General features: G+C 72.4%; 23 protein-coding genes. 9 read left to right on the top strand and 14 right to left on the bottom strand.

The genetic code is table 11. The annotated features are described in order from the left end of the window. The 3 genes from AWQ70_RS22860 to AWQ70_RS22850 all read left to right on the top strand — a co-directional run. Positions 1-878: peptidoglycan recognition protein family protein (locus tag AWQ70_RS22860; protein ID WP_306303414.1), on the top strand; the 878-nt coding region annotated here is incomplete at its 5' end. 700 nt (positions 879-1,578) lie between these two features. Beyond that, entirely contained in the window at positions 1,579-2,334 is a 756-nt protein-coding gene (locus AWQ70_RS22855; RefSeq protein ID WP_245647106.1) for a glycosyltransferase family 2 protein, read from the top strand. Positions 2,335-2,488: 154 nt separating this feature from the next. Then, on the top strand, positions 2,489-6,070 hold the full coding sequence (locus tag AWQ70_RS22850; RefSeq protein ID WP_067179367.1) for a lipopolysaccharide biosynthesis protein: 3,582 nt from the start codon (positions 2,489-2,491) through the stop codon (positions 6,068-6,070). Between the two features lie 21 nt (positions 6,071-6,091). Here AWQ70_RS22850 and AWQ70_RS22845 read toward each other — a convergent pair whose 3' ends face one another. Then, positions 6,092-7,495, bottom strand: a complete 1,404-nt coding sequence (locus AWQ70_RS22845; RefSeq protein ID WP_067179365.1) for a GH39 family glycosyl hydrolase — start codon at positions 7,493-7,495, stop codon at positions 6,092-6,094. 80 nt (positions 7,496-7,575) lie between these two features. Between AWQ70_RS22845 and AWQ70_RS22840 the strand changes: the two genes are divergently transcribed. Further along, entirely contained in the window at positions 7,576-8,652 is a 1,077-nt protein-coding gene (locus tag AWQ70_RS22840; RefSeq protein ID WP_067179411.1) for a GNAT family N-acetyltransferase, read from the top strand. On the opposite strand, the gene AWQ70_RS22835 is transcribed toward AWQ70_RS22840, so the two are convergent. Beyond that, on the bottom strand, positions 8,621-9,883 hold the full coding sequence (locus tag AWQ70_RS22835) for a cytochrome P450 (protein WP_084517635.1): 1,263 nt from the start codon (positions 9,881-9,883) through the stop codon (positions 8,621-8,623). The two genes, AWQ70_RS22840 and AWQ70_RS22835, sit on opposite strands and share 32 nt — an antisense overlap. A gap of 71 nt (positions 9,884-9,954) precedes the next feature. Here AWQ70_RS22835 and AWQ70_RS22830 point away from each other — a divergent pair, with 71 nt between their 5' ends. Next, positions 9,955-11,091, top strand: coding sequence for a GNAT family N-acetyltransferase (locus AWQ70_RS22830; protein ID WP_067179361.1), 1,137 nt, complete (start codon positions 9,955-9,957; stop codon positions 11,089-11,091). Between the two features lie 189 nt (positions 11,092-11,280). On the opposite strand, the gene AWQ70_RS22825 is transcribed toward AWQ70_RS22830, so the two are convergent. Beyond that, positions 11,281-12,216, bottom strand: coding sequence for a glycosyltransferase family 2 protein (locus AWQ70_RS22825; RefSeq protein WP_084517633.1), 936 nt, complete (start codon positions 12,214-12,216; stop codon positions 11,281-11,283). A gap of 133 nt (positions 12,217-12,349) precedes the next feature. On the opposite strand from AWQ70_RS22825, the gene AWQ70_RS22820 reads away from it, so the two are divergent. After that, the gene (locus AWQ70_RS22820) at positions 12,350-13,126 is read left to right on the top strand and encodes a polysaccharide deacetylase family protein (protein WP_218004616.1); all 777 of its coding nucleotides are present in this window, start codon (positions 12,350-12,352) and stop codon (positions 13,124-13,126) included. Between the two features lie 57 nt (positions 13,127-13,183). Here the strand turns inward: AWQ70_RS22820 and AWQ70_RS22815 are convergent, their stop codons facing one another. From AWQ70_RS22815 to AWQ70_RS22780, 9 genes are all read right to left on the bottom strand, one after another. After that, on the bottom strand, positions 13,184-14,119 hold the full coding sequence (locus AWQ70_RS22815; protein ID WP_067179356.1) for a glycosyltransferase family 2 protein: 936 nt from the start codon (positions 14,117-14,119) through the stop codon (positions 13,184-13,186). A gap of 27 nt (positions 14,120-14,146) precedes the next feature. Next, positions 14,147-15,469 (bottom strand): GH39 family glycosyl hydrolase, encoded by a 1,323-nt coding sequence (locus tag AWQ70_RS22810; protein WP_067179354.1) that lies wholly within the window; start codon positions 15,467-15,469, stop codon positions 14,147-14,149. A 217-nt stretch (positions 15,470-15,686) separates the two neighbouring features. Next, positions 15,687-16,898: a cysteine--1-D-myo-inosityl 2-amino-2-deoxy-alpha-D-glucopyranoside ligase gene (gene mshC / locus AWQ70_RS22805; RefSeq protein ID WP_067179352.1), complete on the bottom strand. Its 1,212-nt coding sequence runs from the start codon at positions 16,896-16,898 to the stop codon at positions 15,687-15,689. Between the two features lie 98 nt (positions 16,899-16,996). Then, a complete protein-coding gene (locus AWQ70_RS22800) occupies positions 16,997-17,728 on the bottom strand; it encodes an NRDE family protein (RefSeq protein ID WP_306303413.1) in 732 nt (243 codons plus the stop codon). 88 nt (positions 17,729-17,816) lie between these two features. Further along, entirely contained in the window at positions 17,817-18,578 is a 762-nt protein-coding gene (locus AWQ70_RS22795) for an SCO1664 family protein (RefSeq protein WP_067179348.1), read from the bottom strand. Continuing rightward, positions 18,575-18,712: a hypothetical protein gene (locus AWQ70_RS39135; RefSeq protein WP_157530251.1), complete on the bottom strand. Its 138-nt coding sequence runs from the start codon at positions 18,710-18,712 to the stop codon at positions 18,575-18,577. Before AWQ70_RS39135 ends, AWQ70_RS22795 begins: the two co-directional genes overlap by 4 nt. Continuing rightward, the gene (locus tag AWQ70_RS22790; RefSeq protein WP_067179346.1) at positions 18,709-19,275 is read right to left on the bottom strand and encodes a DUF3090 domain-containing protein; all 567 of its coding nucleotides are present in this window, start codon (positions 19,273-19,275) and stop codon (positions 18,709-18,711) included. The genes AWQ70_RS39135 and AWQ70_RS22790 overlap by 4 nt, the downstream gene beginning before the upstream one ends. Positions 19,276-19,284: 9 nt before the next feature. Continuing rightward, positions 19,285-19,992 (bottom strand): histidine phosphatase family protein, encoded by a 708-nt coding sequence (locus AWQ70_RS22785; RefSeq protein WP_067179344.1) that lies wholly within the window; start codon positions 19,990-19,992, stop codon positions 19,285-19,287. Then, on the bottom strand, positions 19,989-20,807 hold the full coding sequence (locus AWQ70_RS22780) for an undecaprenyl-diphosphate phosphatase (RefSeq protein WP_067179342.1): 819 nt from the start codon (positions 20,805-20,807) through the stop codon (positions 19,989-19,991). The genes AWQ70_RS22785 and AWQ70_RS22780 overlap by 4 nt, the downstream gene beginning before the upstream one ends. A 44-nt stretch (positions 20,808-20,851) precedes the next feature. Between AWQ70_RS22780 and AWQ70_RS22775 the strand changes: the two genes are divergently transcribed. Next, positions 20,852-21,790 (top strand): aldo/keto reductase, encoded by a 939-nt coding sequence (locus tag AWQ70_RS22775; protein WP_067179340.1) that lies wholly within the window; start codon positions 20,852-20,854, stop codon positions 21,788-21,790. Positions 21,791-22,115: 325 nt separating this feature from the next. Next, positions 22,116-23,303: a collagen-like triple helix repeat-containing protein gene (locus tag AWQ70_RS22770; RefSeq protein ID WP_067179338.1), complete on the top strand. Its 1,188-nt coding sequence runs from the start codon at positions 22,116-22,118 to the stop codon at positions 23,301-23,303. A gap of 227 nt (positions 23,304-23,530) precedes the next feature. On the opposite strand, the gene fabI is transcribed toward AWQ70_RS22770, so the two are convergent. Both fabI and AWQ70_RS22760 read right to left on the bottom strand, forming a co-directional pair. Beyond that, positions 23,531-24,295, bottom strand: coding sequence for an enoyl-ACP reductase FabI (fabI, locus tag AWQ70_RS22765; RefSeq protein WP_067179337.1), 765 nt, complete (start codon positions 24,293-24,295; stop codon positions 23,531-23,533). Between the two features lie 80 nt (positions 24,296-24,375). Continuing rightward, positions 24,376-25,080 (bottom strand): beta-ketoacyl-ACP reductase, encoded by a 705-nt coding sequence (locus AWQ70_RS22760; RefSeq protein ID WP_067179335.1) that lies wholly within the window; start codon positions 25,078-25,080, stop codon positions 24,376-24,378. 77 nt (positions 25,081-25,157) lie between these two features. Here AWQ70_RS22760 and AWQ70_RS22755 point away from each other — a divergent pair, with 77 nt between their 5' ends. Beyond that, entirely contained in the window at positions 25,158-26,651 is a 1,494-nt protein-coding gene (locus tag AWQ70_RS22755; RefSeq protein ID WP_067179333.1) for a TldD/PmbA family protein, read from the top strand. Positions 26,652-26,654: the final 3 nt, after the last annotated feature.

The raw sequence follows: 26,654 nt of genomic DNA, 5'->3' as shown, positions 1-26,654 counted from the left end.
GTGCGGGTGTGACGGGCGCCGGCGCGGCGGCCGCGGGGCTCACCGCGGGAACGGCCGGAACGGGCACGGCGGGCGCGGGGGTCGTGCCCGCGGCAGCGACGGCGCAGGCGACGCCGATCGCCCGGTTCACGGCGGGGATGGCCTTGGCCACACCTCCGCGCATCCACCCGAGGAGGGACTGGCGGGCCCGGCCTCCACGCCGACCCGCCCAGGTGGTCGACCACGCGCCCGACCGGATCGTCGTCCACCACACGGCGACCGCGAACGTCGCCGACACCGGGATCGGTGCCGCCTACCGGCTGTCGCAGGCGATCCAGCGCTACCACATGGGCCGCAACGGCTGGGACGACATCGGGCAGCAGTTCACGATCAGCCGCGGCGGCTACGTCATGGAGGGGAGGAACGGCACGCTGGCCGCCATCGCGCGCGGCGAGCACGTGGTCGGCGCGCACACGGCCAACCACAACAGCCACACGGTAGGCATCGAGACCGAGGGCACGTACATGACCGAGTTGCCTCCGCACCGCCAGATCGTCGCGCTGACCCGGCTCGCGGCCTGGCTCTGCGGGGTCTACGGGCTCGACCCGACGGTGGCGATCGTCGGCCATCGCGACCTCAACCCCACCTCGTGTCCCGGGGACAGCCTCTACGCGTACCTGCCGGAGCTGCGCCGCCGGGTGATCCGGCGCATCGCGCGGTTCCAGGACCCCACGCAGGCGGCGGCCCTGGCGGCGCGGGCGGCGCAGGCCGCCCCGCCGGTGCCGCTGGAGCGCCGCCCGCCGATGCGGCTCACCCTGCCGGGCAGGTCGGACTTCCTCGGGAGAACCGTGCCGTTCGAGCACGGCCCGGCGTTGGGAAGGCGCGACGTGACCGGCTGACCACCCCGCCCGCCCCGGTCGTCCGCCGAAACGGCACGAGACGACCGCACGCCGGGGGCGGCGGGCACCGGGCGGCTCGACCTCTCGGGCCGCCCCGGATTTCGGCGAGCCCGATCGTGCGCCGGGGGCGGGCGTCGCGGGCGGCCCCGTGTCGTCCTCGACGGTTCGATCACGATTCGGAAACGGGGTAAACCGGGCGGCGAACCCAGACGTCAGCGTTGACACTCAAGTATGCGCTTGGTCAGATGTGTTCAACGATCAGCCGCAGCCGGGGTTACGCGTTTCTTCTTTCCTCCGGGTCAGAGCCCTGGCGTCGGCACAGGAGGCCCAGTTCGGCGAGGGTGGGGGCATTGAGCGAGATCCGTTCGGCAATAGCGGCAATCGGGGCAGTCGCGGCAAAAGGCGTACCGCGCGATCGGCCACCCGGGCTATAGATCAGGAATGTAACGTAGCCCTCGTTTTCCGGCGGTTTTTTCGGTCACCCTGCCAACCTGACCGGGCCGTCGCGAGACCTATCAGGTACGTTCCGACGTCCTCGCAGAAAGCGACGGGCGATGTGCCACGCCGATGACGCCGTCAGCACCCTGTCCCGAATGCCCCGGAGGATCCACATAACATGAACCCCGAGAGCACCAAATCTCTCTCTCGCTCACATTTAACGACATTAACTCACAAGTCGTCCAGCGACGGTTTCATCCGCTTGACCCCTGACATGGCGATCTCCCCCCGCGTGAGCGTCGTGGTCCCCGCGCTCAACGAGGCCGAGAACCTCCCGCACGTCTTCGCCACCCTTCCCCGCTGGGTCAGCGAGGTCGTCCTGGTCGACGGCAACTCGACGGACGACACGGTGGCCGTGGCCCGGCGGCTGCGCCCCGGTCTGCGGGTGGTCCAGCAGAGCGGGAAGGGCAAGGGCGACGCGCTGGCGGCCGGGTTCGCGGCCTGCACCGGCGACATCATCGTGATGATCGACGCCGACGGCTCCACCGACGGCCGCGAGATCATCCGGTTCGTCGGCGCGCTCGTCGCGGGCGCCGACTACGCCAAGGGGTCGCGGTTCGCCAGCGGCGGCGGGAGCGACGACATCACACCCGGCAGGCGGTTCGGCAACTTCCTGCTCAGCACGCTGGTCAACCGGCTCTACGGCACCCGCTACACCGACCTGTGCTACGGCTACAACGCCTTCTGGGCCCGGCACCTCGACGCGCTCGGCCTCGACTGCGACGGTTTCGAAGTCGAGACGCTGATGAACATCCGCGCCGCCAAGGCCGGGCTGCGGGTGCACGAGATCCCCAGCCACGAGCGCAGCAGGATTCATGGGACGAGCAACCTGCGCGCGATCCGGGACGGCTGGCGGGTGCTCAAGACCATCGTGCGCGAGCGCGCGGGCCGGTCCGCCGTGCCCGCGCGCGCACCGGCCCAGGCCCCTCCGGCCGCGGCCGACCAGGGAGCCGCGTGACGGTCCGTACGGCCCGGCCGCTTCGCGGTTCCGCTTGCGGCGCGGCGGTGTCCTGCCGGACAATCACGTGGATCTTGCCGTGCCGCCGCCCGCGGCGCGTCCCCGTTGACGAGCCCGACGTGGGGGTACCCGCTGTACCGCTGGAAGCAGCTCCGTGACTGAGATCCTCCCCCGCACGACGCCCGACGACGTGCCACGGGAGGACCGGGGGCGCGCGGCTCTGGGCGCACGCTTCACGCTCGGCCTGCGCGACCCCCTGCTCAGGAACGCGTACGCGCTCATGGTCAGCGCGATCGGCTCGGGCGGGCTCGGCCTGATCTACTGGGTGCTCGCGGCCCGCCTGTACGACACCGCGAACGGCGGCCGGGCGATGGCGGCGATCGGGGCGATGCGCCTGCTCGCCGCGATCACGTCGTTCGGCTTCGTCGGCACCCTGACCCGCTTCATCCCGGACGCCGGCCGGGCGACCGGCCGGTTCATCCGCACGGTCTACCTCGTCTCGCTCGCCGCGGCCGGCCTGGCGACCGTGGTGTTCCTGCTCACGCTGGACCGGTGGGGGGACAACTACCGCGACCTGGCCGGGCTCGGCCCGGGGGCGCTGTTCGTCGGCGCGGTGCTCGTGTGGGCCGTCTTCACCCTCCAGGACGTCGCGCTGACCGGGCTGCGCAGGGCGACCTGGGTCCCGTTCAGCACGATCGGGTCCAGCCTCGTCAAGATCGTGCTGCTGGTGGCGCTGGCCGGGATCCTGCCCGCGCAGGGGATCACGGTGTCGTGGGTGGTCGCGGTCGCGCTCTCCGTGCTCCCGGTCAACCTGCTGATGTTCCGCAGGCTCGTCCCGCGCCACGCGCGCGACACCGCGGACCGGACCCCGCCGACGGTGCGCGCCGTGGGGCGGTTCCTCGCGGGCGACTACCTGGGCTCCACGTTCATCCTCGCGATCACGTACCTGCTGCCCGTGATCGTGGGCGTCCACGTGGACGCGACGACGTACAACTACTACTACAGCACGGGGATGCTGGGCGGGATCCTGGAGATGCTGGCCTTCACGATGGCCTCCTCACTGACCGTGGAGGGGGTCTTCGACCGGGCCATGCTCGCCCAGAACGCCCGCCGCGCCCTCGCCCGCGCGCTCGCGGTCCTCGGCCCGGCCGTGCTCGTCATCGTCGTGCTCGCGCCGTACGTGATGGCCGTGTTCGGCCCGGGGCACGCGGCGCACGCGACGGCGCTGCTGCGGCTCATCGCGCTGGCCGCGATCCCCCGCGCGGTGATCGAGATCTACCTGGGCGTGCTCCGGGCGCGCAGCCGCGCCCGTACGCTCGCGGTCATCCAGGGCGCCATGTGCGTCCTCGCGTTCGGCGGCACGTTCCTGCTGCTCCCCCGCCTGGGGATCAACGGGGTGGGCGCGGCCCTCCTGGGCGCGCAGCTCACGGTGGCGCTCGCGATCACGCCGTCCCTGCTGAACGCGCTGCTCGTCCCGGGACGCGCCCCGGCCGGCCCGGTCTCGCGCATGATGGTCTTCGTGGCCACCATCCCCCAGCGTGCCGGCGACCTCGTCTCCCCCCTCCGCCGGGCCGCCCCCGGCGCGGCGGGCGGCTGGCCCGAGCGCGCGCGGCGGTGGGTGCTGCCGGTCCTCGCCGCCGAGGGGTTCGCGATCTTCGTGTTCGCGATGGCGGGCCCGCCGAGCGGGCTGACGGGCGTCGACGCCGCCGAGATGAACGGCCTCGGCCTGGTCTCCGTCATCCCGCCGGTGGCGCTCGGTGGCCTGGCGCTGCTCGTCGTGTCGTTCTTCGTGACGCTGGCGCAGCGCCGCTACCGGCCGGTCCTGCTGCTCGCGCAGCTCTTCGCCGTCACCTTCTGCCTGCACGGCGCGTCGGCGCTGGTCTCCCAGGAGCCGAGGTTCCCGACGGCGTGGCTGCACGCGGGGTTCGTGGAGTTCATCGCGAGGAGCGGCGAGACGCTGCCCGGCCTGGACGCCCGCTTCAGCTGGCCCGGGTTCTTCTCGCTGTTCGCCTTCGCCGGCAGCGCGATGGGCATGGACGACCTCCGCCAGTTCATGAACTGGTATCCGGTCGCCGCGAACATCCTCTACCTGGTGCCCCTGCTGCTGATCCTGCGCAGGATGCGCGCCGACCGGCGGGCGAAGTGGCTGGCCGCGATCCTGTTCGTCACCCTCCAGTGGATCGGCCAGGACTACTTCTCCCCGCAGGGCACCACGTACTTCATGTACCTGCTGTTCCTGGCGATCCTCGTCACCTGGTTCGGCAGGGAGGAGCGCGGCGAGGCCGGCCGTCCGCCGCGTACGATGTTCGGCCGCCTGGCGCGCCGCCTCGACGCGGCCGAGCCCGGCGAGTTCACCTCCCGCCCCGCCGACACGACGACGCGGATCGTGCTGTTCGCCGTGCTGCTCCTGCTCGGCGCCGCGGCCACCGCCAGCCACCAGATCACCCCGTTCATGATCGCCGCGGCCGCCCTCGGCCTGGTGGTCGTACGGCGCTGCTCGCTGGGCACGCTGCCCTGGCTGGTCGGCGGAATGGCCGTCGCGTGGATCAGCTACCTGGCCACGCCGTACTGGGCGGGCCACCTCGGGGACATGTTCGGCGCCTTCGGGTCGCTGGTGAGCAACCTGACCTCCAACACCACCGGCCGGATCGCGGCCTCGACCGGCGACCCGCTGCACGCCCTCGTGCTGAAGGTGCGGCTCGGCTTCGCCGCCGTGCTCGCGCTGCTCGCCGGGGTCGGCCTGCTGCGCCGGCTGCGGCGCAAGGTGGTCGACCGGGTCGCCCTCGTGCTGACCGTGATGCCGGTGTCCGCCATGGCGATGCAGAGCTACGGCGGCGAGATGGGGTTGCGCGTCTACTTCTTCATGCTGCCGGGCGCCTGCCTGCTCGCCGCGTACGCGTTCTTCCCGAGCCTGCCGGACAGCGTGCGGCTGCGCGAGGTCCGCGAGACCCGCCCGGCCCGCTCCGCCCTGGTGCGGATGCGGGCCCGCGTCCCGATGGCGCTCGCCTTCGTGACCGTGCTCGGCCTCGCCGGCGGCTTCTACGTGGCCAAGTACGGCAACGAGCAGTTCGAACGGGTGACCTCCGGCGAGGCCGCCGCGCTCGACTACATCTACGCGCACGACGAGCCGAGCGCGCGCGTCCTGATGCTGACCCCGACGGAGGAGGAGCCGGGAACGGTCACCGGCGACACCGCCTACAGCGTGATCCCGTGGCGGGAGAAGCACGTCGAGCGGATCGAGTGGATGGGCGTCTCGCCGCCGGTCGATCCCACCGACGTCGCGCCCGTCGTGTCGGCGCTGCGCGAGTCGGGACCGGGCACGTTCCTGCTGGCCGCGCGCAGCCAGGAGACCATGATGGAGGTCACCGACCCGCTCGGGAACGGCTTCCCCCGCGACTGGGGCGTCCGAATCCGGGCGGCCATGGCCGCCTCGCCCGACCTCGTCACGCTGTACGCGAACCGGGACGCCGCGGTCTACGCGCTGCGCCGGCCGCCGGCCGGGTCGGTGCCGCCGGCCGCCGACCTCACCGTGACGCCGCCCGGCGCCACGGCCTGGACGCCCGTGGGGGTCGCCGCCTACGTCCTGTACACCGGCACGCTGGTCGCGGCCGAGACGATGCGGTTGACCGGCTCGCCCCGGCCGCGCACCCGCCGCCGCCTCATCCGGGCCGCGGCCGTTCTGCTGCTGGTCGCGGCGGCCGTCGTGGTGGAGCGCTTCCTCAGCCTCGGCCTCTGACGCCAGGAACCCGGGCGGCGGTCAGCGCTCCACCCAGCGCACCTCGTACGGCTCCAGCGTGAGGTCGCGGCCGTCCACCCGTGCGGTCACGCGGCCGTCCGCGGTGTTCACGACGATCGTCCGGCCCGCCCCCGCGAGCGCGCGCACCGAGGGGACCGAGACGTCCACCTCGACCGGCTCGGCGCCCTCCGGGAACCAGCGGGCGAAGTCCCGCAGCAGCGCCAGCGCGGGGGTGGGGGCGCCGTCGTCGCCGGACCACAGGCACAGGGGGCAGTCGCGGGTCTTCGGCCGGTGGGTGTCCCAGTAGAGCGCGGTGTGCGCGCCGCTCCCGGCCAGCTCGACCAGCGCCGCCGCGATGACGGCGGTGCGGTGCCGCTCGTCCCAGCCGAGCGCCGGGCAGGCGCCGCCGGGCTCCAGGGAGGCGCACGGCAGCGGGTAGAACTCCGCCCACCACACGGGCAGATCGGAGCGCTCGCGCAGCCAGCGGGTCATCGCGCCGAACTTGCCGAGCGCCCCGAACTCGTCCGGCCGGGCCCGGCCCTCCTCGGAGGTCACCCCGCCGTCGACGACCACGAAGTCCGCGCCCCGCTTGTGCCGCAGCCAGTAGTCCACCGCCTTGAGCACCTTGCGGTCCACCGCGCCCCAGGGGCCGGAGACCTCGGAGGCGGCCGCGCCCCCGGCCCGGCTCGACACCGGCACGTACGGCCCGCCCACCTTGATCGCCGGATCGACCGCCTTGAGCGCGTCGTACACCTGGTTGTACAGCTCGGTGTAGGCGGCGGCGTTCCACTCCCGGCGCGGTCCGTCCCAGAAGCCCTTGAACTCGTTCCACACGATGAAGTGGCGGACGCCCGGGTAGCGCCGGGCGACCGCGGCGGCCAGCCGGGCGAAGTCGGGGAAGTGCTCGTGGCGCGGGGCGATCTCCAGCAGGCTCCAGTCGGTCTCGCCGGGGCGGCCGCCCTTCATCCAGTCGGGCGCGCAGCAGAGCGTGATGACGGGGGCGGCCCCGGTCTCCGCCATGAGCCGCACCCGTTCGTCGAGCGAGGAGAAGTCGTACGCCCCGGGCTCGGGCTCCGGGTTGCCCGCCCCGAACCCCATGATGTGCTGGTTCTGCACCACGGGGACGTCGCGGAGCGCCTCGCGCGCCCGTGCGGCGGCCGCGGGCTCGTCCTCGGTCGCGCTGTACTGCGTGTGGGTCATGCCCCAGCGCGGCCAGCGCCCGGGCGGGGGCGCCGCCACGTCGAAGGAGAGCGGCGTCACCTCGGCGGCCGCCCGCACCGGCGGCCTCGTCTCTCCCGAGCCGGTGGAGCGCCGGGCCGCCGCGCCGCCCAGGATCGCCGCCATCGCGGCGACCGTCACCACGACCAGGCCGGCGGCGAGCGGCCAGCGCGGCCGCGACACCGTACCGGTCGAGTGCCGTCCCACGCGCGAAAGAATATCCACGCGAGATAGACCTTGCGGCCGTTTCGCGGCGCTTATCGGGTTTAAAGCGAGATTATGGCGTGGTGCAGATTTCTGTGATCCACCCCAATGATCTCGGCGAACCGGAACTGGATCGATGGCGGAAGTTCCAGGACGCGGATCCGGAGCAGGACAATCCTTTTCTGTCCCCCGAGTTCGTCCGGAGCGTCGGGGCCCTGCGCCCATACGTGCGGGTCGCCGTGGTGAGCGACGGTTCGGGAATCGCGGGATTCTTTCCGTTCGAGAAACACCGTTTCGGCATCGGCCGTCCGGTCGGCGCGGGGCTCACCGACCTGCAGGGCATGGTGTACGCCCAGGGGCTGGAGCTCGACGCCCGGCGGCTGCTGCGCGCCTCCGGGCTCGCGACGTGGGAGTTCGACCACCTCCACCCCGGGCAGCCGATGTTCGCCCCCCATCACGCGGCCCGCTTCCCCTCCCCGGCCATCGACATCGCCGACGGGTACGACGCGTACCTCGCCACGCTGCGGCGGCGCTCGCCCAAGACGCACAAGATGACGCGCTACCAGCGGGGGCGGCTCGGCCGGGAGGTCGGCGAGGTGCGGCACGTCGCCGAGTCGTCCGACGGCGCGGCGCTGCGCGAGCTGCTCGGCTGGAAGTCGGCGCAGTACCGCCGTACCGGCCGGATGGACAGGTTCGCGCACCCGTGGATCGTCGAGCTGGTGGAGCGGCTGCACACGATCCGCACCGACCGCTTCGCCGGCTCCCTGTCGCTCCTGTACGCCGGGGAGCGGCTGATCGCCGGGCACTTCGGCCTGCGCACCGGGACCCGGCTGTGCATGTGGTTCCCGACCTACGACGTCGAGTATTCCCGGTACTCCCCCGGCATGGTCATGCACCTGGACATCGCCAAGGACTTCGCCGCGACGGGCCTCACGCTGATCGACATGGGCCGGGGCGAGAAGGACTACAAGGAGAAGCTGAAGACCCGCGACCTGGAGGTGGCCGAGGGCCGGGTGGCCCGGCCGTCCCCGGGAGCGGCCCTGCATTGGGCGGCCAGCGCGCCGGTGCGGAAGCTCCGCAACACCGTGCTGGCCGACCCGTTCCTGCGGGACAAGGCCGACCGCGTGCTCAAGGCGTACGCGCGGCTGAGGAGAACGTGACGGGCAGCCGCCGGATCGCGTGGTTGAACGTGGACACCATGGGCTCGGGGGGCCCGGCGAGCCGGATGTCCGGCAGGCGGGTGAACAGCTCCTGGAAGAGCACGGCCAGCTCGCGTTTGGCCAGGTGGGCGCCCAGGCAGTAGTGGGCGCCCGGCCCGCCGAAGGCGACGTGCGGGTTGGGGCCGCGGGTGATGTCGAAGACGCCGGGGTCGGTGAAGACCCGCTCGTCCCGGTTGGCGGAGTTGTAGAACAGCACCACCTTGTCGCCGGGGGCGAGGCGCTGCCCGCGCAGCTCGTACTCCTGGGTGACGGTGCGCTGGAGCTGGGTGATGGGCGAGGCGTAGCGGACGATCTCGTCCACGGCGCCCGGCATGTACCGGTCGTAGTCCGAGAGCAGCAGCTCGCGCTGCTCGGGGTGCTCGCTCAGCAGCGCGAGGGCGTGCGACATGGTGTGCCCGGGGGTGTCGATGCCGGCCACCACGAGGAGCAGGAAGAACGCGCCCAGCTCCATGCCGGTCAGCCGCTCGCCCTCGACGTCGGCGCAGGCCAGCGCGGAGATGACGTCGTCGCCGGGCTGCCTCCTGCGCTGCCGCCCCAGCCGGATGACCAGGTTGCGCAACCCGAAGGTGGCCCTGGTGTTCTTGTACGCGTGCCGCAGCATGCCCTTGGGGTCGCTGCGCACCGCCTGGTACTCCACCGTGTCGCGGACCCAGCCCAGCACCCGCGGCCGGTCCTCCTCGGGGATGCCCAGCAGGTCGCAGACGACGTGGGTGGTGTACGTCTGCGTGACCAGCTCGACGAAGTCGCCCCCGCCGGCGGAGGCGAGGGCGTCCACGGCGTCCGCCGCGCGCCGCCGCATGGGCTCCTCCAGCCGCGCCATCATGCGGGGGGCGAAGGCGCGGGAGACGATCCGCCGCAGCCGGGTGTGCTCGGGGGCGTCCTTGTTCTCCAGCGAATCGCCGTAGATGTATTTCACCCATTTGGGGGGTTCTGGATTGGTGACCGCGGGACTGTTCGCGAAAACCGCGCCGTTCCTGCTCGCCTCGGTCACGTCCGAGTGGCGGACGAGCGCGTAGAAACCCTTGCCCGCGCGCGCCAGGGGGACCTTGGGCTGGGCGAAGAACAAAGGACGCTCCTGCTCCCTGAGCCACGCGAAAGCCTCGTGTCGCTCGGAGACGGGCCGCTCCCAGAAGTCCAGCTTCGCAATGTCGAGATCAGCGGTGAGCTTCACTCCCGAAGGATCCCACATCGCGGCATTCCGTCACCCTAGAATGGGCGTTCCCCCCGCCGCGAAAGGATCTCATGCAGATCTCGGTCATCCGCCCGAATGAGCTCGGCCCCGGCGAACAGGCGGAATGGCGGTCGATGCAGGAGGCGCAACCGCATTTGGCCAGCCCGTTCCTGTCCCCGGAATTCACCGTCGCCGTCGGGGATGTGCGGGACGACGCGTTCGTCGCGGTGCTCTCCGACGGAAACCAGACAATCGGCTTCTTTCCCTTCGAAAGACATCCGCTGGGGGTGGGAAAGCCGATCGCCGGATGGGTCTCGCTGGCCCAGGGCGTCGTCCACCGGCCGGGCGCGGAACTGGACGCGGCGCGCCTGCTCCGCGGCTGCGGGCTGGCCGTGTGGGAGTTCGAGTTCCTGGTCGGCGGCCAGCCGTGGTTCGCCCCGTACGCCGCGATCGAGGCGGAGTCCGTGCTCATCGACGTGGGCGGCGGGTACGACGACTACCTGGCCAAGGTGAAGGCCAACGCCCCCCGGACGCTCAAGATGGGCCTCTACCGCGAGCGCAAGCTCGGGCGCGACGTCGGCCCGCTGCGGGTGGAGCTGCACAGCGCCGACACCGGCGACCTGCGGACGCTGATGGCGTGGAAGTCGAGCCAGTACCGCCGCATCGGCCGGCCCGACCGGTTCGGGCAGCCGTGGGTGGTGGAGCTGGTCGAGCGGCTGCACGCCAGCCGGGCTCCGGGCTGCGCGGGCCTGCTGACCATGCTGTACGCCGGGGACGTGCCCGTGGCCGGGCACATCGGCCTGCGCTCGGGCCCGCTGCTCGCCGGCTGGTTCCCCGCCTACGACGCGGAATACTCCAAGTACTCCCCCGGGCTCGTCCAGCACCTGCTGATGGCGAAGGCCGCCGCCCAGGACGGGATCACCCAGATGGACTGGAGCGTCAGCAAGGGCGACGACTACAAGCAGAACCTGCGCACCAGCGGCCACATGGTGGCGGAGGGATGTGTCCGCCGCCGTTCGGCCGGAGCCGCGCTGCACTGGGTCAGGCACTCCCCCGTCCGCGCCGCGAAGCAGTACGTGCTCGACCGGCCCCGGCTGTACGGCGTCGCCGACCGGGTGCTGCGGCGCTACGGGAACCTGCGCGGCACCGCCGCGGGGAAGCCGCGCGGTGAAAGCGGCGAAGGCGCCGGGGGCGGCGCGGCCGGGTGACCCGGCCCGCGAGATCCCGGACGCGTGGTGGGACACCGGCCGCCTCTGGGTGACTCCCCGCGTGGCGAGGTGAAGACCCGCACCGAGTGACGAAGATGTCGCCGCCCGGTCAGCCGGGCGGCCCGGGGAACGGAAGTGTGGCCGGGCGGTCAGCCCGCAGCCATGGGGAACGGAAGTGTCGCCTCCGGGTCAGCTCGTGGCCCCGGCGGCGGCGAGCCGGGCGAGCACCCAGGAGCGGCTCACCGCGTGCAGCGCCATCGCCGCGACGACGTAGGAGCGGACCTCCAGCGGGCTGGCGCGGAACGCCCGCGACGCCCAGCGCAGCGCCTCGCGCCGCTGCCCCAGCATGCCCTTCGACAGCGCGATCTGCCCGGCGAGCCGCGCGTGGCCCCGGCGCACCCCCGCGAACGCGGGATACCGCTCCAGCAGCCACTCCAGCGCCTCGGCGATGACCGCCCAGTTGCCGGTGAAGTGCGAGGTGCGCCCGTGCACCGTCACCCGCACCCCCACCTCGCGCACGTACGCCACGGGAGCTTGCTCGGCCAGCCGCAGCAGCATCTCGTAGTCCTCGGCGAACCCGCCGGGGATCTCCTCGGAGAACAGCCCGACCGGGCCGAGCAGCACGTCGCGCCGCATCAGGAACGAGGACGGCGGCGCCTCCTTCACCCGGGAGCGCAGCAGGTCGGCGAACGTGATCTCCGGCCGGCCCCAGACGCACTCGCTGGTCCAGCCGTCGTGGATGGAGACGGCCCCGCAGGCCGCCGAGCCCGCGTCGGGCCGCCGCGCCAGCTCGGCGACCTGCGCGGACAGCTTGCCGGGCAGCCATGCGTCGTCGTCGTCGCAGAAGCCGACCAGGTCGGAGTCGGTGGCGAGGATGCCCGCGTTCCGGCTGGCGGGCAGCCCCGCCCGGCGGTCGCTGAGCATGACCCGCACCTCGCGCTCGGGGCCGGCGCCCAGCTCGGTGAGGCTCTCGTCGGGCGTCACGCGATCGTGGACCACCATGACGGTGATCCGGCCCGGATAATCCTGGGCGACGATCGACTCCACCGCCTCGCGCAGGAGCGCGGCGCGGTCGCCGCGTGTGCAGATCACGGCCGCCACAGAAGGCGGGCGCTCTTCGCTCATGGCCGCGATCGTAGCAGCGGGATCCGTTATTCATGTGGTTTGCGGGAAGGTGCGGCATTCGCCACCACGCGGATACGTCACGATGCCATCACGAACCCGAAGGGACCGTAAATGAATTCTCTAGACTTCTTGAGTGCCTGCGATCTGGATGTACCACTCAATCGATCACTACACGTACGATCCCTACACCCTGACTGTCACTCCCGAGAATTTCGAATCGCAGATCAGATGGATCTACAAGCAGGACAAGCGCGGCGTGACGATGCGGGAACTGCTCTCCGCCGATGACCCGAGCGGAATGATCGCCCTCACCTTCGACGACGGTTACGCCGATTTCATGGAGCACGCGCTCCCCGTTCTCCGGCGGTACGACTTCACCGCGAGCCTGTACATCGTGTCGGGCCTGCTCAGCCAGTACAACAAATGGGACGAGCCGGGGCCGCGCAAGGAACTGATGAGCGCCGACCATCTCCGCGAGGCGTCCGACGCCGGGATGGAGATCGCCTCGCACGGCCTGACCCACACCGCGCTGACCACTCTCGACGACCGGGGCCTGGCGGACGAGCTGACCCGCAGCCGCGAGATCCTGCGCGAGATCACCGGCCAGCCCGCGGACGGCATCTGCTACCCCTACGGCTTCGCCGACGCGCGGGTGCTCGACGCGGTTCGCGCCGCCGGGTACGCCTACGGCTGCGTCACCGTCGACCCGTACCGGGGGCAGGACCCCTTCGCGTACACCCGGTCCTGCATCGGCGACGGGTACGGCTCGACGCGGCTGCGCGTGGCCCCGGCGGAGAAGTGGCTGCGCACCCAGCTCCGTCGGGTGCGGCCGGTGCGGGCGGCCGGCCACATCGGGGCGATCCCGCCCCTGATCGACGGCATCGCCCGGCTCGCGGACAGCGTGCACTGAAAGCGGCCTCCCGGCCGGGACCAGGAGGCCGCTCTCGCCCAGGAAGGCCGCGCCCGTCTAGGAAGTCGCCCCGGCGGCGTTGAGCCGGCGCTGGACCCAGGAGCGGCTCACCGCGCGCACGGCCAGCGCGGTGACCACGTACGACCTGATCTCCAGCGGGCTGGCCAGGAACGCGCGCCACGCCCAGCGCAGCGCCGCCCCGCGCCGGCCGAGCATGCCCCAGGCGAGGCTGATCTGCCCCGCGATACGGGCGAAGCCGCGGCGCTCGGTGCGGAACTCGGGATAGGCGGCGAGCAGCCATTCGTTGGCCGTGGCGATGGTCTCCCAGTTCCCGGTGAAGTGGGACGTCCGCCCGTGGCCGCGGACCCGGACCCCCACCTCGTGCGCGTACACGATGGGCGAGTGCCGCGCGGCGCGCAGCAGCATCTCGTAGTCCTCGGCGAAACCGCCGGGGATCTCCTCGGAGAACAGCCCGACCGGGCCGAGCAGCGCGCTGCGGTAGGCGAGGAAGGAGTCGGCGTTCGCCTCCTTCACCCGGGACATGAGCAGGTCGGCGTGCGCGATCTGCGGCTTGGGCCACATGCACTCGGCGGACCATCCGTCGTACGTCGTGACCGCGCCGCAGGAGGCGAACAGCGCGCGGGGGCGCTTCAGCAGGGCGGTCACCTGGCTGGTGAGCTTGCCGGGCAGCCACGCGTCGTCGTCGTCGCAGAAGCCGACCAGGTCGGAGTCGGTGGCGAGGATGCCCGCGTTCCGGCTGGCGGGCAGCCCGGCGCGGCGGTCGCTGAGCATGACCCGCACCTCGCGCTCGGGGCCGGCGCCCAGTTCGGTGAGGCTCTCGTCGGGCTCGGCGCGGTCGAAGACCACCATGACGCTGACACGGCCCGGATAATCCTGGGCGACGATCGACTCGACCGCCTCCCGCAGAAAGGCGGCGCGGTCACCGCGGGTGCAGATGACGGCCGCAACGGAAGGCCAATTGTGGTCGCTCATGCCCAAAAATGCTACCTGAACGGGTTATCACACGCGGGAAATCCAGCGCACCTCATAAGGCGCGAGATCGAGGACTTTTCCGTCTATCGTCGCTTTGACCGATTCATCCTTGGTGTTCACGACCACGATTCTCTCCGCCTGGGCGAGCGCGCGTACGGACGCGGGCGAGACGGAGACCGGCACGATCTTGGTGCCCTGGGGGAACGAGCGGGCGAACTCCTGCAGGAGGCGGAGCATCCCGGTCGGCTTCCCCCCGCCGGCGGTGCGCGGGTTCGTCCAGAGGCAGCCCTCGGGACACGCCTCGCCCTCCTCCTGGCGGCTCCAGTAGAGGGCGGCCGCGGTCCTCGTGCGGGCGAACTCCATCATCGCGGCGGCGTGGACCGCGAGCCGCTTGTCGTCCGGCCAGCCGGAGCGGGCCGGCTCCGCGTACCACTCGGCCCACCAGATCGGCAGGTCCGTGTGCCGGCGCAGCCACGCGTTCACGGCGGAGAACTTCCGCAGCGCGCCGAACTCGTCGGGGACCATCCCCTTGTCGCTCTCGGACGTCCCGTCCACGACGACGAAGTCCGCGCCCTTGTTGTGCTTGAACCAGTACTTCAGGGCGTCCAGGACGCGCTGGTCCACGTTGCCCCAGTCGCCGTGCACCTCCGACGGCGCGTCGAACCCGCCCAGCGCCGGGTACGGCCCGCCCACCTTGATCTTGGGGTTGACGTCCTTGAGCGCCCGGTAGACCCGGTTGTACATGTCGGTGTAACCCTCGTAGTTCCACCGGTGCCTGTCCTCGTCGAAGAAGCCCTTGAGCTCGTTCCACACGATGAAGTGGGTGACGTCGGGATATCTCCGGGCGACCCGCGCGGCGAGGTCGGCGAAGTCCTGGTAGTGCTCGGGACGCGGCGCCACCTCCAGGCGGCTCCAGTCGGTGCGGCCCGCCGTGCCGCCCTTCATCCAGTCGGGCGCGCAGCAGAGCGTGATGACGGGGATGCCGCGCGTCTTGCGGATGAGGTCCACGCGGGCGTCGAGGCTGGCGAAGTCGTACGCGCCGGGGCTCGGCTCGGGGTTGAGCGCGCCGAAGCCCATGATGTGCTGGTTCTGCAGGATGCGCTTCTCGGCGATCGCGTTGTGGACCGTCCTGAGCGCCTGCCGCTGGCCATAGTCGGCCGTGTACTGCGTGTGCGTGAAGCCGAAGACCGGCCAGGTGGACGAGGTCGCGGCGGCCTCGGTGGCGGTGACCTCCGTCCGGGAGACCGCCCGGCTGGACGGGCCGCCGCCGAGCGAGCAGGCGATCAGGACCAGGCCCAGAACCGTCGCACCGGCGACCGTGCCGGCCCATCGGCGGAATCGAACACGCACCGTGTCTCCCCTGTGAGCCGGCTCACACCCAGAGCCCCCGGCGTCGGAGCAACGCTATAGCACCCCTCACGGAACCAGCCAAGCTTGAGGCGCGCCTGTGAAAATCTTGAGAATCGGCTGACCCTCGTCGCCCCGGAGCACGCTCACGGGGCGACGAGCGGACCGGCCTCCGGGGTACGACGGCCTCGGCCGCACGCCCCCGGACGGCGGGCGACGATCAGAGGGCGACCCCGAGAAGCGCGTCGGCGACGTCCCGGACGAGCGCCGGAGCCGCGGTGTCCGTCCCCTCCCCGGCGGCCCACCGGTCGATCACCCGCAGCGCCCCCGGCGCGTCCAGGTCGTCGGCGATCCGCTCCCTCACCTCGTCGAGCACGGCCCGTCCGTCCGGGCCCGACGGGCGGGCGACGGCCGCGCGCCACCGGGCCAGCCGGGCCTCGGACTCCGCGAGCTGCTCCGGCGTCCACTCCCAGTCGGCCCGGTAGTGCCGGTCGAGCAGCGCGAGCCGTACGGCCATGGGTTCGGCGGTCTGCCGCAGCCGCGAGACGAAGACGAGGTTGCCCCTCGACTTGGACATCTTCTCGCCGTCGAGCGCGACCATCCCGGCGTGGACGTACGCGCGGGCGAAGGGCCACTCGCCGGTGGCGACGTGCCCCTCGCAGGCGCCCATCTCGTGGTGGGGGAAGATCAGGTCGGAGCCGCCGCCCGCGACGTCGAACCCGGTGCCGAGGTTCGCCAGCGCGATCGCCGTGCACTCCACGTGCCAGCCGGGACGGCCCGGGCCGAACGGCGAGGGCCACGACGGCTCGCCCGGCCGGTGGCCGCGCCACAGCAGCCAGTCGAGGGGGTGCCGCTTGCCCTCGCGGCCGGGGTCGCCGCCGCGCTCGCCGAACAGTTCGAGCATCCGCTCCTCGGAGTAGCCCGACACCGCGCCGAACTTGGGCGCCGCCGCGACCGAGAAGTAGACGTCGTCGTCGAGGCGGTAGGTGGCGCCCCGCTCACCGAGCCTGGCGATCAGCTCGGCGACCTGGTCGACGACCTCGGTCACACCGACGTACTCGCGCGGCGGGACGATCCGCAGCGCCTCCATGTCCGTGCGGAAGAGCTCGATCTCGCGCTCGGCCAGCTCCTGCCAGTCGACCCCCGTCGCCTCGGCGCGTTCCAGCAGCGGATCGTCCACGTCGGTGGCGTTCTGGGTGTAGTGGACCTCGTGGCCGGCGTCCCGCCAGGCCCGGTTGACCAGGTCGAACGCGAGATAGGTGTTGGCGTGCCCCAGATGGGTGGCGTCGTAGGGAGTGATGCCGCAGACGTACAGCCTGGCCTCGCCCTCCGGCCTGGTCGCGCGGGCCTCCCGCGCGGCGGTGTCGTACAGGCGCAGAGGGAGACCCGAACCGGGCAGGGTGGGGATGTTCGGAGCAGACCACGATCGCATGAACCGAGCCTATCCGCGCCGCGGAGAGCTCGGATCACCCGGGCCGTTATCCGACATATCACCCATACGCTCACCCCGGTCCCGGACCGGCCGCGCGGTCAGTCCGTCTCGACCTGATGCCAGGCCGTGACGTCCCCGGGGAGGGGGCAGAAGTCGTACCGCACGCCCTCGTCCGCCAGGGCCACCAGGGTGACCGACAGGGACGCGAAGATCCGGCCGTCGCCGAGGACCTGCCGGAACACCAGGGCCCGGGAGTCGTCCAGCGGCAGGCCGTCCCCCGACGCGAGGGGGATCCAGTCGCCCCAGAACCTGCCGGGAGAGCCGGAACCCATGCGTGCGGGGCGCGGGGCCGCGGCGAACTTCGGCCGGAACAGGGCGACGCGCGGGTCGTCGTCGCCGCGCTCCCAGCCGCTGTTGACGATCATGTGGATGCCGGCGGGCAGCTTGTCCTCCGCCACCCGCTCGCCGTCCCAGCTCCACAGCCGTACGCCGTCGAGACCGCCGACGACGAGGTGGAAGGGGTCGTAGGAGGCGAGATCGATCCGGGGCAGCTCGCCCGCGGCCGCCGCCCGGAGCGGCAGATCGCCTCGGGAGCGCCGGGCCTCCTCCGGCGCCGGCGTCCCCCGTCCGTTCAGCAGCGCGGCCACCCGCCGGTTCGCCGGGTCGACGGCCAGCCAGGTGCCGCCCGCCCGCAGGTCACGCCCGCCGATCAGGCCGGGATGGCCGGGCCAGTAGCGTGCCGGGGACATCCACGGACGCGACACGAACTCGTCCCGGACCCCCGCGAGGAGCACCGGCACCCGGGCCTCGGGGTCCACACTCACGATCACCGTGCACAATGCCGGTTCCCTCCAGAATTGGTAGAGACGCATGCAGAGTGCATGGCTTCGAACGATTTGCGCAAGTCTGCCACGGGGCTCAGATCGGCGGCCACGGCACCGCCGGCCAGTCCTCGGACGGATGGGGATGTACGCCGGCGTCGAGCAGCCGCCGCACCCGCTGCCAGGTGGCCTCCACCTCGGCCTGGGTGAGGAGCTCGCGCAGCCGGCGTCCCAGGCGGCCCCGGTCGATCTCGCGTTCCAGACGCGCCAGGACGGAGACGGCCTCGCGGGAGAGCGGCTTGCCGCGCCACTGCCACAGCACGGTGCGCAGCTTGTCCTCCGCGGAGAAGCAGACCCCGTGGTCGACGCCGTAGACGTGCCCGTCGGCGAGCGGGAGCAGGTGCCCGCCCTTGCGGTCGGCGTTGTTGACGACGGCGTCGAAGACGGCCACGCGGCGCAGGCCGGGGGTCCGTCCGCGGATCAGCGCCAGGAGGTCGACGTCGGGGGCGGTGTCGATCCAGAGCTGGACCATGCCGGGGCCGAAGGGGCCGTCGCGGTAGACCGTCGGGGGGACGATCCGCCAGCCGGTGGCCGCCGCCACCTCGTAGGCCGCGACCTCGCGGGCGGCCAGCGTGCCGTCGGGGAAGTCCCAGAGGGGCCGCTCGCCGCGTACCGGCTTGTAGACGCAGGCGGCGACGAGATCGTCCAGGCGCACCGAGCAGTAGAGCGTCATGTTCGTGGCCTCGACCAGGCGGCCCGCCACGTCGAGGGCGCCCTCGCGCAGCAGGCGGAGCGCCGTGGCGTCGTCCAGTCCGGCGACGCCCTCCACTCCGACGGCCGGATCGCTCTCCGCCGTCATCCGGCCTCCCCGCGCGAGAAGCCGTACGAGAAGCCACCCGGCAGGCCGCCCGGGAAGCCGTCCGTGCCACCGGCGGGGGCGCTGTCCGGGACTCCGCCGGACGCGCCGCCCGGCCCGTCGCTTCGCTCGCTCACGCCGTCGTTCCCCCGGGGTGGTGACCGTTGAGGCGGACGCAGATGTGCCCCTCGGGCTCCAGGGGCTGGCCGCAGAGCGGGCACGGCGGGCGGCCGGCGGCGACGAGGTCGAGGGCTCTGCGGCTGAAGGCGCGGGCGGCGGCGGGGCTGATCCGCACCCGCAGGACCGCGGGCTCGAGCCCGGTGTCGTCGAACATCTCGTCCTCGTCGTCGGCGGCCGTGGCCTCCTGCGCCTCGATGATCACCTGCGAGGTCTCCGGATCCCAGGCGAGCGCCATGGTGCCCACCCGGAAGTCCTCGTCGATCGGCAGGTCGAGCGGGGCGTCGTCGGCGAGCTCGGCGGGAGCGGCGGCGGGGACGGGCGCGCGGCCGCCGGTGCGGCGCAGCACCTCGTCGAGCAACTCGTCGAGCCGGTCGGCGAGCACGGCGACCTGGAACTTCTCAAGCGCGACCGTGGTGACCCTGCCCTGGCCGCGGGCCTGCAGGAAGAAGGCCCGTGCTCCCGGTTGCCCGACGGCACCGGCCACGAACCTGTCAGGCGGATCGTAGTCGAAGACCGGCATAACCCGACCTTACGCGGTCCCGGCTCCGCCGCCGACGGCGGCATCGCTCCCGGTGATGTTTTCTCCCCCGGCGTTGTCCTCCGGAACCTCGCTGGGAGGGACCAGGTCGGTCACGTCGCCGCCGATGTCGTTCAGCCTGAGCAGGAAGGGGCGCAAGGGGGTGTAGCGGATGACGGTGAGCGAGGCGGGGTAGGCGGTGATCCGCTGGAACTGGTCCAGGTGCAGCCCCAGCGCGTCGGCGACGATCGCCTTGATCACGTCGCCGTGGGTGCAGACCGCGTACGTCGCCTTCTCGCCGAGCCGGTCGTTCCACTCGCGCACCGCCCGCACGGCCCGGCTCTGCGTGTCGGCCAGCGCCTCGCCGCCGGGGAAGACCGCGGCGCTGGGGTGGGCCTGGACGACCTGCCAGAGCGGCTCGCGGGCCAGTTCCTCGATCGGCCGCCCGGTCCAGTCGCCGTAGCCGCACTCGCCGAAGCGGTCGTCGGTCTGGACCGTTCGGGAGCGCTCCTGGCGCAGCGCCACGGCCCGCGCCGTCTCCTGGCAGCGATCGAGCGGGCTGGACACGACGGCGTCGAGGTCGAGCGGCGCGAGCCGGGCGGCCAGGGCCTCGGCCTGCTCGCGCCCGCGCTCGTCGAGGTGGACGCCGGGCGTCCAGCCGGCGAGCACCGGCCCCGTCATCGCCGTGAGGCCGTGCCGCAGGAGCAGGAGCGTCGTCATGAGGCGATCACCCCCAGCGAGAGGAGCGTGAGCAGGAAGGCGCCGGCGAACACCCGATAGACCACGAACACGATGGTCGAGTGCTTGGCGACGTAACGCAACAGCCAGGCGATCGAGGCGTACCCGACGACGAACGAGACGACGGTCGCGATCGCGGTCGGCACCGCCGGAACGCCTCCCCCGTCGCCGATGTTCCGCAGCTCGAACAGGCCGGACAGGACCACCGCGGGGATCGACAGCAGGAAGGAGTAGCGCGCGGCCGCCTCGCGGGTGTAGCCGAGGAACATGGCGCCGGTCATGGTGGACCCGGACCGGGACGCGCCGGGGACCAGCGGCAACATCTGCCAGGCGCCGATGATCAGGCCGTCGCGCAGGCCGAGGTCGGCGACCTCCTTCTTCTTCCTGCCCATCTGGTCCGCGGCGAGCAGCAGCAGGCCGAAGACGATGAGCATGCTCGCGTTCAGCCAGAGGTTGCGCGCGGGACCCTCGATCGCGTCCTTGAACAGCAGGCCGGCGACGCCGATGGGAACGGTCCCGAGGCCGATGTACCAGCCCATCCGGGCGTCCAGGTGGCCGCGCAGGTCGGGGGTCCACAGGCTGCGCAGCCAGGTCCACAGGATCCGCACGATGTCGCGCCAGAAGTAGATCAGCACCGCCAGCATGGTGCCGAGCTGGATCACCGCGGTGAAGGCGGCGCCGGGATCGGACCACCCCAGCAGCTTCGGCACGATCAGCAGATGCGCGGAGCTGGAGATCGGCAGGAATTCGGTCAGCCCCTGCACGATGCCCAGCACGATGGCCTGGAGAGAGTCCACGATGGGCCAGCCTAAACGGTCCGACACGATAACCTTGCCTCACAATGGATCAGCGACTTGTCGGGCGCAGCGGTCTCTCGGTGTCCCGGGTGGGGCTCGGCACGATGACCTGGGCCCGCGACACCGGGGCCGAGGAGGCGACCGCGCAGCTCACCGCGTTCGTCGAGGCCGGGGGCACGCTGATCGACACGGCCGACGTCTACGGCGGCGGCGACGCCGAGCTGCTGATCGGCCGGCTGCTGCGCGACGTGGTCCGGCGCGACGAGCTGGTGATCTCCACCAAGGCGGTGCTGACGGCCGGCGGCAGGCGCGACGCGTCACGCAGGCACCTCATCCGGGCCCTGGACGCCTCCCTGACCCGGCTCGGGCTGGAGGAGGTGGACCTGTGGCAGCTCCACGCCTTCGACCCCGACGTCCCCCTCGAGGAGACGCTCGCCGCCGTCGACCTCGCCGTGTCCACGGGACGCACCGCGTACGCCGGGGTGTGCGACTACGCCGGGTGGCAGCTCGCCGCCGCGGCGGTGTGGCAGCGCTCCGGCGACTCCCGCGCCCCCATCGTGTGCGCCCAGGCGGAGTACTCCCTGCTCGCGCGGGAGCCCGAGCAGGAGCTGCTCCCCGCAGCCGCGCACGTCGGCGCGGGTTTCCTCGCCTGGTCGCCCCTCGGGCGGGGCGTGCTGACCGGCAAGTACCGGACGGGCATCCCCGCCGACTCCCGCGCCGCGACGCCGCACTTCGCCGAGTTCGTCCGGCCGTACCTGGACGAACGCTGCCGCAGGATCGTCGAGTCGGTGGCGACGGCGGCCGACGGCCTCGGCGTCTCGCCGCTCGCGGTGGCCCTCTCGTGGGTCAGGGACCGGCCGGGCGTGTCGGCCGCCGTGGTCGGGGCGCGTACGCACGCCCAGCTCCTCGGGGTCCTGGAGGCCGAGACGCTCACCCTTCCTCGGGAGATCCGCGAGGCCCTGGACGACGTCTCCGACTCCTGACGCGGCCCCCACATCGCGGCGCGGCGCGCGTGCCCGCCTTCGTGTGACGGGACCGGCCGAAAGAACGAGAGTTCTTCTCGCGTATCACGCGTCGATACCGAATCGCAACTTTCGGCGAAAAATCAGGGCGCTTAGGAAAAGAGTGGGAGCCGTAGGGAGCGTCCGACATATGCCGCCCATCCCGCTCACATGCGGCCCGCGTCCACGGTACGGCGACGCCGGGACAGAGCCGCCGCGCGGGGCAGCGGCGGCCGGGTGGGAGGCCGGCCCGGACGCGACCGACGAGCGGGCGAACGACGAGTCCTGGTTTCGGGAAGGGGAGCATATGGAGATCGGACGTCATACGTCCGCGATCTCTGCGGGGGCGCTGGCGGTTGCCCTCACCGTGGGAGTCCCACTGCTGGCGGCCGAGCCCGCGCAGGCGGCCGACTGCACGGGCGGCGGGGTCCTGTCCGGCGTGACCGACGGCCTGTGCTCCGTGGTCCACGGCGTGACGGGCACGCTGGACACGGCGACCGGCGGCGCGACGTCAGGGATCGGCAAGGCGGTCGACACGGCGGTCGGCGGACTGACCGGGACGGTGAACGGCACGGTCAACGGCGTTACCGACACCCTCGGCAAGACCGTGAACGGCGTGACGGGCACGCTGAGCACGACCGTCGGCGGCGTGACCGACACGGTGGGCGGGCTCGGCGGCGGCCTCGGGAACACCGTGGGCGGCGTGACCCGCACGCTCGGCGACACCGTGGGAGGGGTGACGGGCACGCTGGGCGACACGGTCGGCGGTGTGACCGACACCCTGGGAGGCACCGTCGGCGGGGTCGCGGACACGCTGGGCGGCACGGTGAAGGGCGTGGGCGACACGCTGGGCGGCGCGGGCGGCGGGGCGTCCGGAGGCGGGCTCGGCGGCGTCGTGGGAGGCGTCGGCGACGCGGTGGGCGGTGCCGGCGGCGCCGTCGGAGAGGTCGTGAGCGGTGTCGGCGGCGCGGTGGGGGACGCGGTGGACCTGACCGGCGGGCTGACGCGGACGGTGGAGGACGGGTGCCTCACGGCGGCCCGCGACGACCGCTGCGACAGAACCGGCGGGACGGCGAAGCCCACCCGCGAGGGCGCGGCGGACGAGAACGAGGCGGGCGCGGTCCGCGGTGAGAACGGGGACGGCACCCTGCCGACCGAACCCACCCGCCCGCCGGAGAACCGGCCGAACCTGATCGACGGGGGCAGGCCGATCCGCCCGATCGACATCGCGGTCGACCCGGACGACGTCGGCATCCCGCTGCTCTGGCCGGGGCAGTACGTTCCGGGGCTCGCCACGCACATGAAGGGCGCGGCGATCCCGGCGCGGCGGTCGAACAACGGGCTGGAGACGGCGCTGACCGCGGCGCTGCTGCTGTCGGCGGTGCTCGCCACCCGCGTGGTGTCGGCGCGCCGCGCCCGCGCGAACCCGCCCGAGTCGATGCCCTTCGAGGGCATCCGGCTCTCCGGCTCGCCGGGCCGCCACCGCATGGCCTGAGGAAGCGGACCGGAGGGACGGCACGGGTGCCGGGCCGAACGGTTCGGCGACGGCCCTGAACGGCCTGGAGACGGCCGGAGGAACGGCCCGAGTGGCGGGCCCGGGAACGGCACGGACGCCGGGCCTGAACGCCGACTGCGCCGCCGCACGACGAGTGCGGCGGCGCGGGCGTCAGGGGCCGGACAACCGGCGTGTCACCGCGCCGGAGGCGCGGCGCGGCAGGGGGATCAGCCCCCCATCGCGTGCACGCCGCCGTCGACGTGCACGATCTCCCCGGTGGTGGCGGGGAACCAGTCGGAGAGCAGGGCGAGGCAGGCGCGGGCGGCGGGCTCGGTGTCGGTCAGGTCCCAGCCGAGGGGCGCCTTCTCCGGCCAGCTCTCCTCGAACTCCTGGAAGCCGGGGATGCTCTTGGCGGCCATGGTGCGCAGCGGCCCGGCGGCCACCAGGTTGACCCGGATGCCGTGCTTGCCGAGGTCGCGGGCGAGATAGCGGGAGCAGGACTCCAGACCGGCCTTGGCCACGCCCATCCAGTCGTAGACGGGCCACGCCTTGCTGGCGTCGAAGTCGAGGCCGACGACGGCGCCGCCGTCCTTCATCAGCGGCAGGCACGCGACGGCGAGCGACTTGAAGGAGTAGGTGGAGACGTGGACGGCGGTCGCCACGTCCTCCCAGCTCGTGTTGAGGAAGTTGCCGCCCAGGCAGGTCTGCGGCGCGAACCCGATGGAGTGGACGACGCCGTCCAGCCCGCCCAGATGCTCGCCCACCCGGTCGGCGAGCGTGTCGAGGTGCTCGGTGTTCTGCACGTCCAGCTCGATCACCGGCGGGGGCTCGGGCAGCCTCCTGGCGATGCGCTCGACGAGGCTGAGGCGGCCGAAGCCGGTCAGCACGATGGTCGCGCCCTCCTCCTGAGCGAGCTTCGCCACGCTGTAGGCGATCGAGGAGTCGGTGAGGACGCCGGTGACCAGCAGGCGTTTGCCGTCCAGCAGACCCATGTGTCAGCTCCAGTTCCCGGTGGCCCTCGGCCACCCGTTCTCGTCCGTGCCGGAATGCCTTCCGGGATGCTTCCAGATGGTCAGTGGCCCATTCCGAGGCCGCCGTCCACGGGGATGACCGCGCCGGTGATGTAGGAGGCGTCGTCGCTCGCCAGGAAGGCCACGACCTTGGCGATCTCGTCGGCGCTCGCCTGCCGCCCGAGCGGGATGCTCTTGCGGATCGCCTCCTGCTGGGCGTCGTCGAGCACGGCGGTCATGTCGGTCTCGACGAACCCGGGCGCGACGACGTTGACGGTGATGCCGCGGGAGGCGAGCTCCCTGGCCAGCGACCGGCCGAACCCGATCAGTCCGGCCTTCGACGCGGCGTAGTTGGTCTGGCCGGCCGACCCGGACAGGGCGACGACCGAGGAGATCAGCACGATCCGGCCGCGCTTGAGCCGCAGCATCGGCCGCACCGCCCGCTTCGCGACCCGGTACGCGCCGGTGAGGTTGGTGTCGATGACGTCGGTGAAGGCCTCTTCCTTCATCAACGGCAGCAGCGTGTCCTTGGTGATCCCGGCGTTGGCGACCACGACCTCCACCGGGCCGTGCTCGGCCTCGGCCTTCTCGAAGGCGGCGTCGACGTCCGCCGAGTTGGTCACGTCGCAGCGGACGCCGAACAGCCCCTGCGGGGGCTCCCCCGAGCGGTAGGTGACGGCGACGGCGTCGCCCGCGGCGGCGAGTTGGCGGGCGATGGCGAGACCGATGCCGCGGTTGCCGCCGGTGACGAGAACAGAACGAGCCATGCACGGGACGCTATCGGCTACCGAGGGGTAATCCACTTGTCCGCAGGGCACAAGATCACAGGGTTAGGATCGTGGACATGCGCCAGATCGATCCCGATTTTCTCGCCCTGCCGCTCCGGCGGCTGGCGGACGCGGCTCTGCAGCGCGCCCGTGACCTGGGCGCCGAGCACGCGGCGTTCCGTCTGGAGCGGGTGCGTTCGGAGACCCTGAGCCTCTTCGACGCCCGCCTCCAGGGCGCCATGGACGCCGACGACCTCGGCTTCGCCGTACGTGTGATCAAGGATGGCACATGGGGGTTCGCCTCCGGCGTCGAGCTGACGCCCGAGGCCGCGGTCCGCGCCGCCGAGGAGGCCGTGCGGGTGGCGGAGGTCAGCGCCCCGATCAACCGCGAGCCCGTCGAGCTGGCGCCCGAGCCGGTGCACGCCGACGTCACCTGGGTGTCCGCGTACGACGTGGACCCGTTCGACGTGCCGCTGCGCGACAAGGTCGAGCTGCTGGCGGGCTGGTCCTCGGGCCTGCTCGGCCGGGTCGACCACGTCTCCGCCTCGCTGATGCAGGTCAAGGAGCAGAAGTTCTACGCCGACATGGCGGGGACGGTGACCACGCAGCAGCGGGTGCGCCTGCATCCGGAGCTGACCGCGATGCGGACCGACGGCGACCGGTTCGACGACATGCGCACGCTGGCGCCGCCGGTCGGCCGCGGCTTCGAGTACCTCACCGGCACCGGATGGGACTTCCCCGCCGAGCTGGCCGAGATCCCCGACCTGCTCACCGAGAAGCTGAAGGCGCCCTCGGTCGAGGCGGGGCGGTACGACCTGGTGATCGACCCGTCGAACCTGTGGCTGACCATCCACGAGTCGATCGGCCACGCGACGGAGCTGGACCGGGCGCTCGGCTACGAGGCGGCGTACGCCGGCACCTCGTTCGCCACGTTCGACCGTCTGGGCACCCTGGAGTACGGCTCGCCGGTCATGAACGTCGTGGGCGACCGCACCGCCGAGCACGGCCTGGCGACGGTCGGCTGGGACGACGAGGGCGTCGAGGGGCAGTCGTTCGACATCGTGCGCGACGGCGTGCTGGTGGGCTACCAGCTCGACCGGAGGATGGCCCTGCTGAAGGGCCTCGGGCGCTCCAACGGGTGCGCGTTCGCCGACTCCCCCGGCCACGTGCCGATGCAGCGGATGGCCAACGTGTCCCTCCAGCCGGCCGAGGGCGGCCCCTCGACCGAGGAGCTGATCTCCCGGATCGACCGCGGGATCTACATCGTCGGCGACAAGAGCTGGTCGATCGACATGCAGCGGTACAACTTCCAGTTCACCGGCCAGCGCTTCTACAAGATCGAGAACGGCCGGCTGGCGGGACAGCTCCGCGACGTGGCCTACCAGGCGACCACGACGGACTTCTGGCGGTCGATGGAGGCCGTCGGCGGGCCGCAGACGTACGTCCTCGGCGGCGCCTTCAACTGCGGGAAGGGCCAGCCGGGGCAGGTCGCCCCGGTCAGCCACGGCACGCCGTCGGCGCTGCTGCGGGGCGTTCGGGTCCTCAACACGGTGCAGGAGGGCGGCAAGTGAACG

The organism is Microtetraspora niveoalba (assembly GCF_001570405.1).
Taxonomy (GTDB): domain Bacteria; phylum Actinomycetota; class Actinomycetes; order Streptosporangiales; family Streptosporangiaceae; genus Microtetraspora; species Microtetraspora niveoalba.
This window is presented reverse-complemented; position numbering and strand designations above follow the sequence as displayed.

Bases quoted from the DNA above. Each gene is read 5' to 3' on its own strand.
- AWQ70_RS22830 (WP_067179361.1), top strand. From the start codon at position 9,955: ATGCAGATCTCGGTCATCCGCCCGAATGAGCTCGGCCCCGGCGAACAG.
- AWQ70_RS22770 (WP_067179338.1), top strand. From the start codon at position 22,116: ATGGAGATCGGACGTCATACGTCCGCGATCTCTGCGGGGGCGCTGGCG.
- AWQ70_RS22755 (WP_067179333.1), top strand. From the start codon at position 25,158: ATGCGCCAGATCGATCCCGATTTTCTCGCCCTGCCGCTCCGGCGGCTG.
- AWQ70_RS22815 (WP_067179356.1), bottom strand. From the start codon at position 14,119: ATGAGCGACCACAATTGGCCTTCCGTTGCGGCCGTCATCTGCACCCGC.
- AWQ70_RS22790 (WP_067179346.1), bottom strand. From the start codon at position 19,275: ATGCCGGTCTTCGACTACGATCCGCCTGACAGGTTCGTGGCCGGTGCC.
- AWQ70_RS22825 (WP_084517633.1), bottom strand. From the start codon at position 12,216: ATGAGCGAAGAGCGCCCGCCTTCTGTGGCGGCCGTGATCTGCACACGC.
- fabI (WP_067179337.1), bottom strand. From the start codon at position 24,295: ATGGGTCTGCTGGACGGCAAACGCCTGCTGGTCACCGGCGTCCTCACC.
- AWQ70_RS22795 (WP_067179348.1), bottom strand. From the start codon at position 18,578: ATGACGGCGGAGAGCGATCCGGCCGTCGGAGTGGAGGGCGTCGCCGGA.
- mshC (WP_067179352.1), bottom strand. From the start codon at position 16,898: ATGCGATCGTGGTCTGCTCCGAACATCCCCACCCTGCCCGGTTCGGGT.
- AWQ70_RS22775 (WP_067179340.1), top strand. From the start codon at position 20,852: ATGGATCAGCGACTTGTCGGGCGCAGCGGTCTCTCGGTGTCCCGGGTG.
- AWQ70_RS22785 (WP_067179344.1), bottom strand. From the start codon at position 19,992: ATGACGACGCTCCTGCTCCTGCGGCACGGCCTCACGGCGATGACGGGG.
- AWQ70_RS22760 (WP_067179335.1), bottom strand. From the start codon at position 25,080: ATGGCTCGTTCTGTTCTCGTCACCGGCGGCAACCGCGGCATCGGTCTC.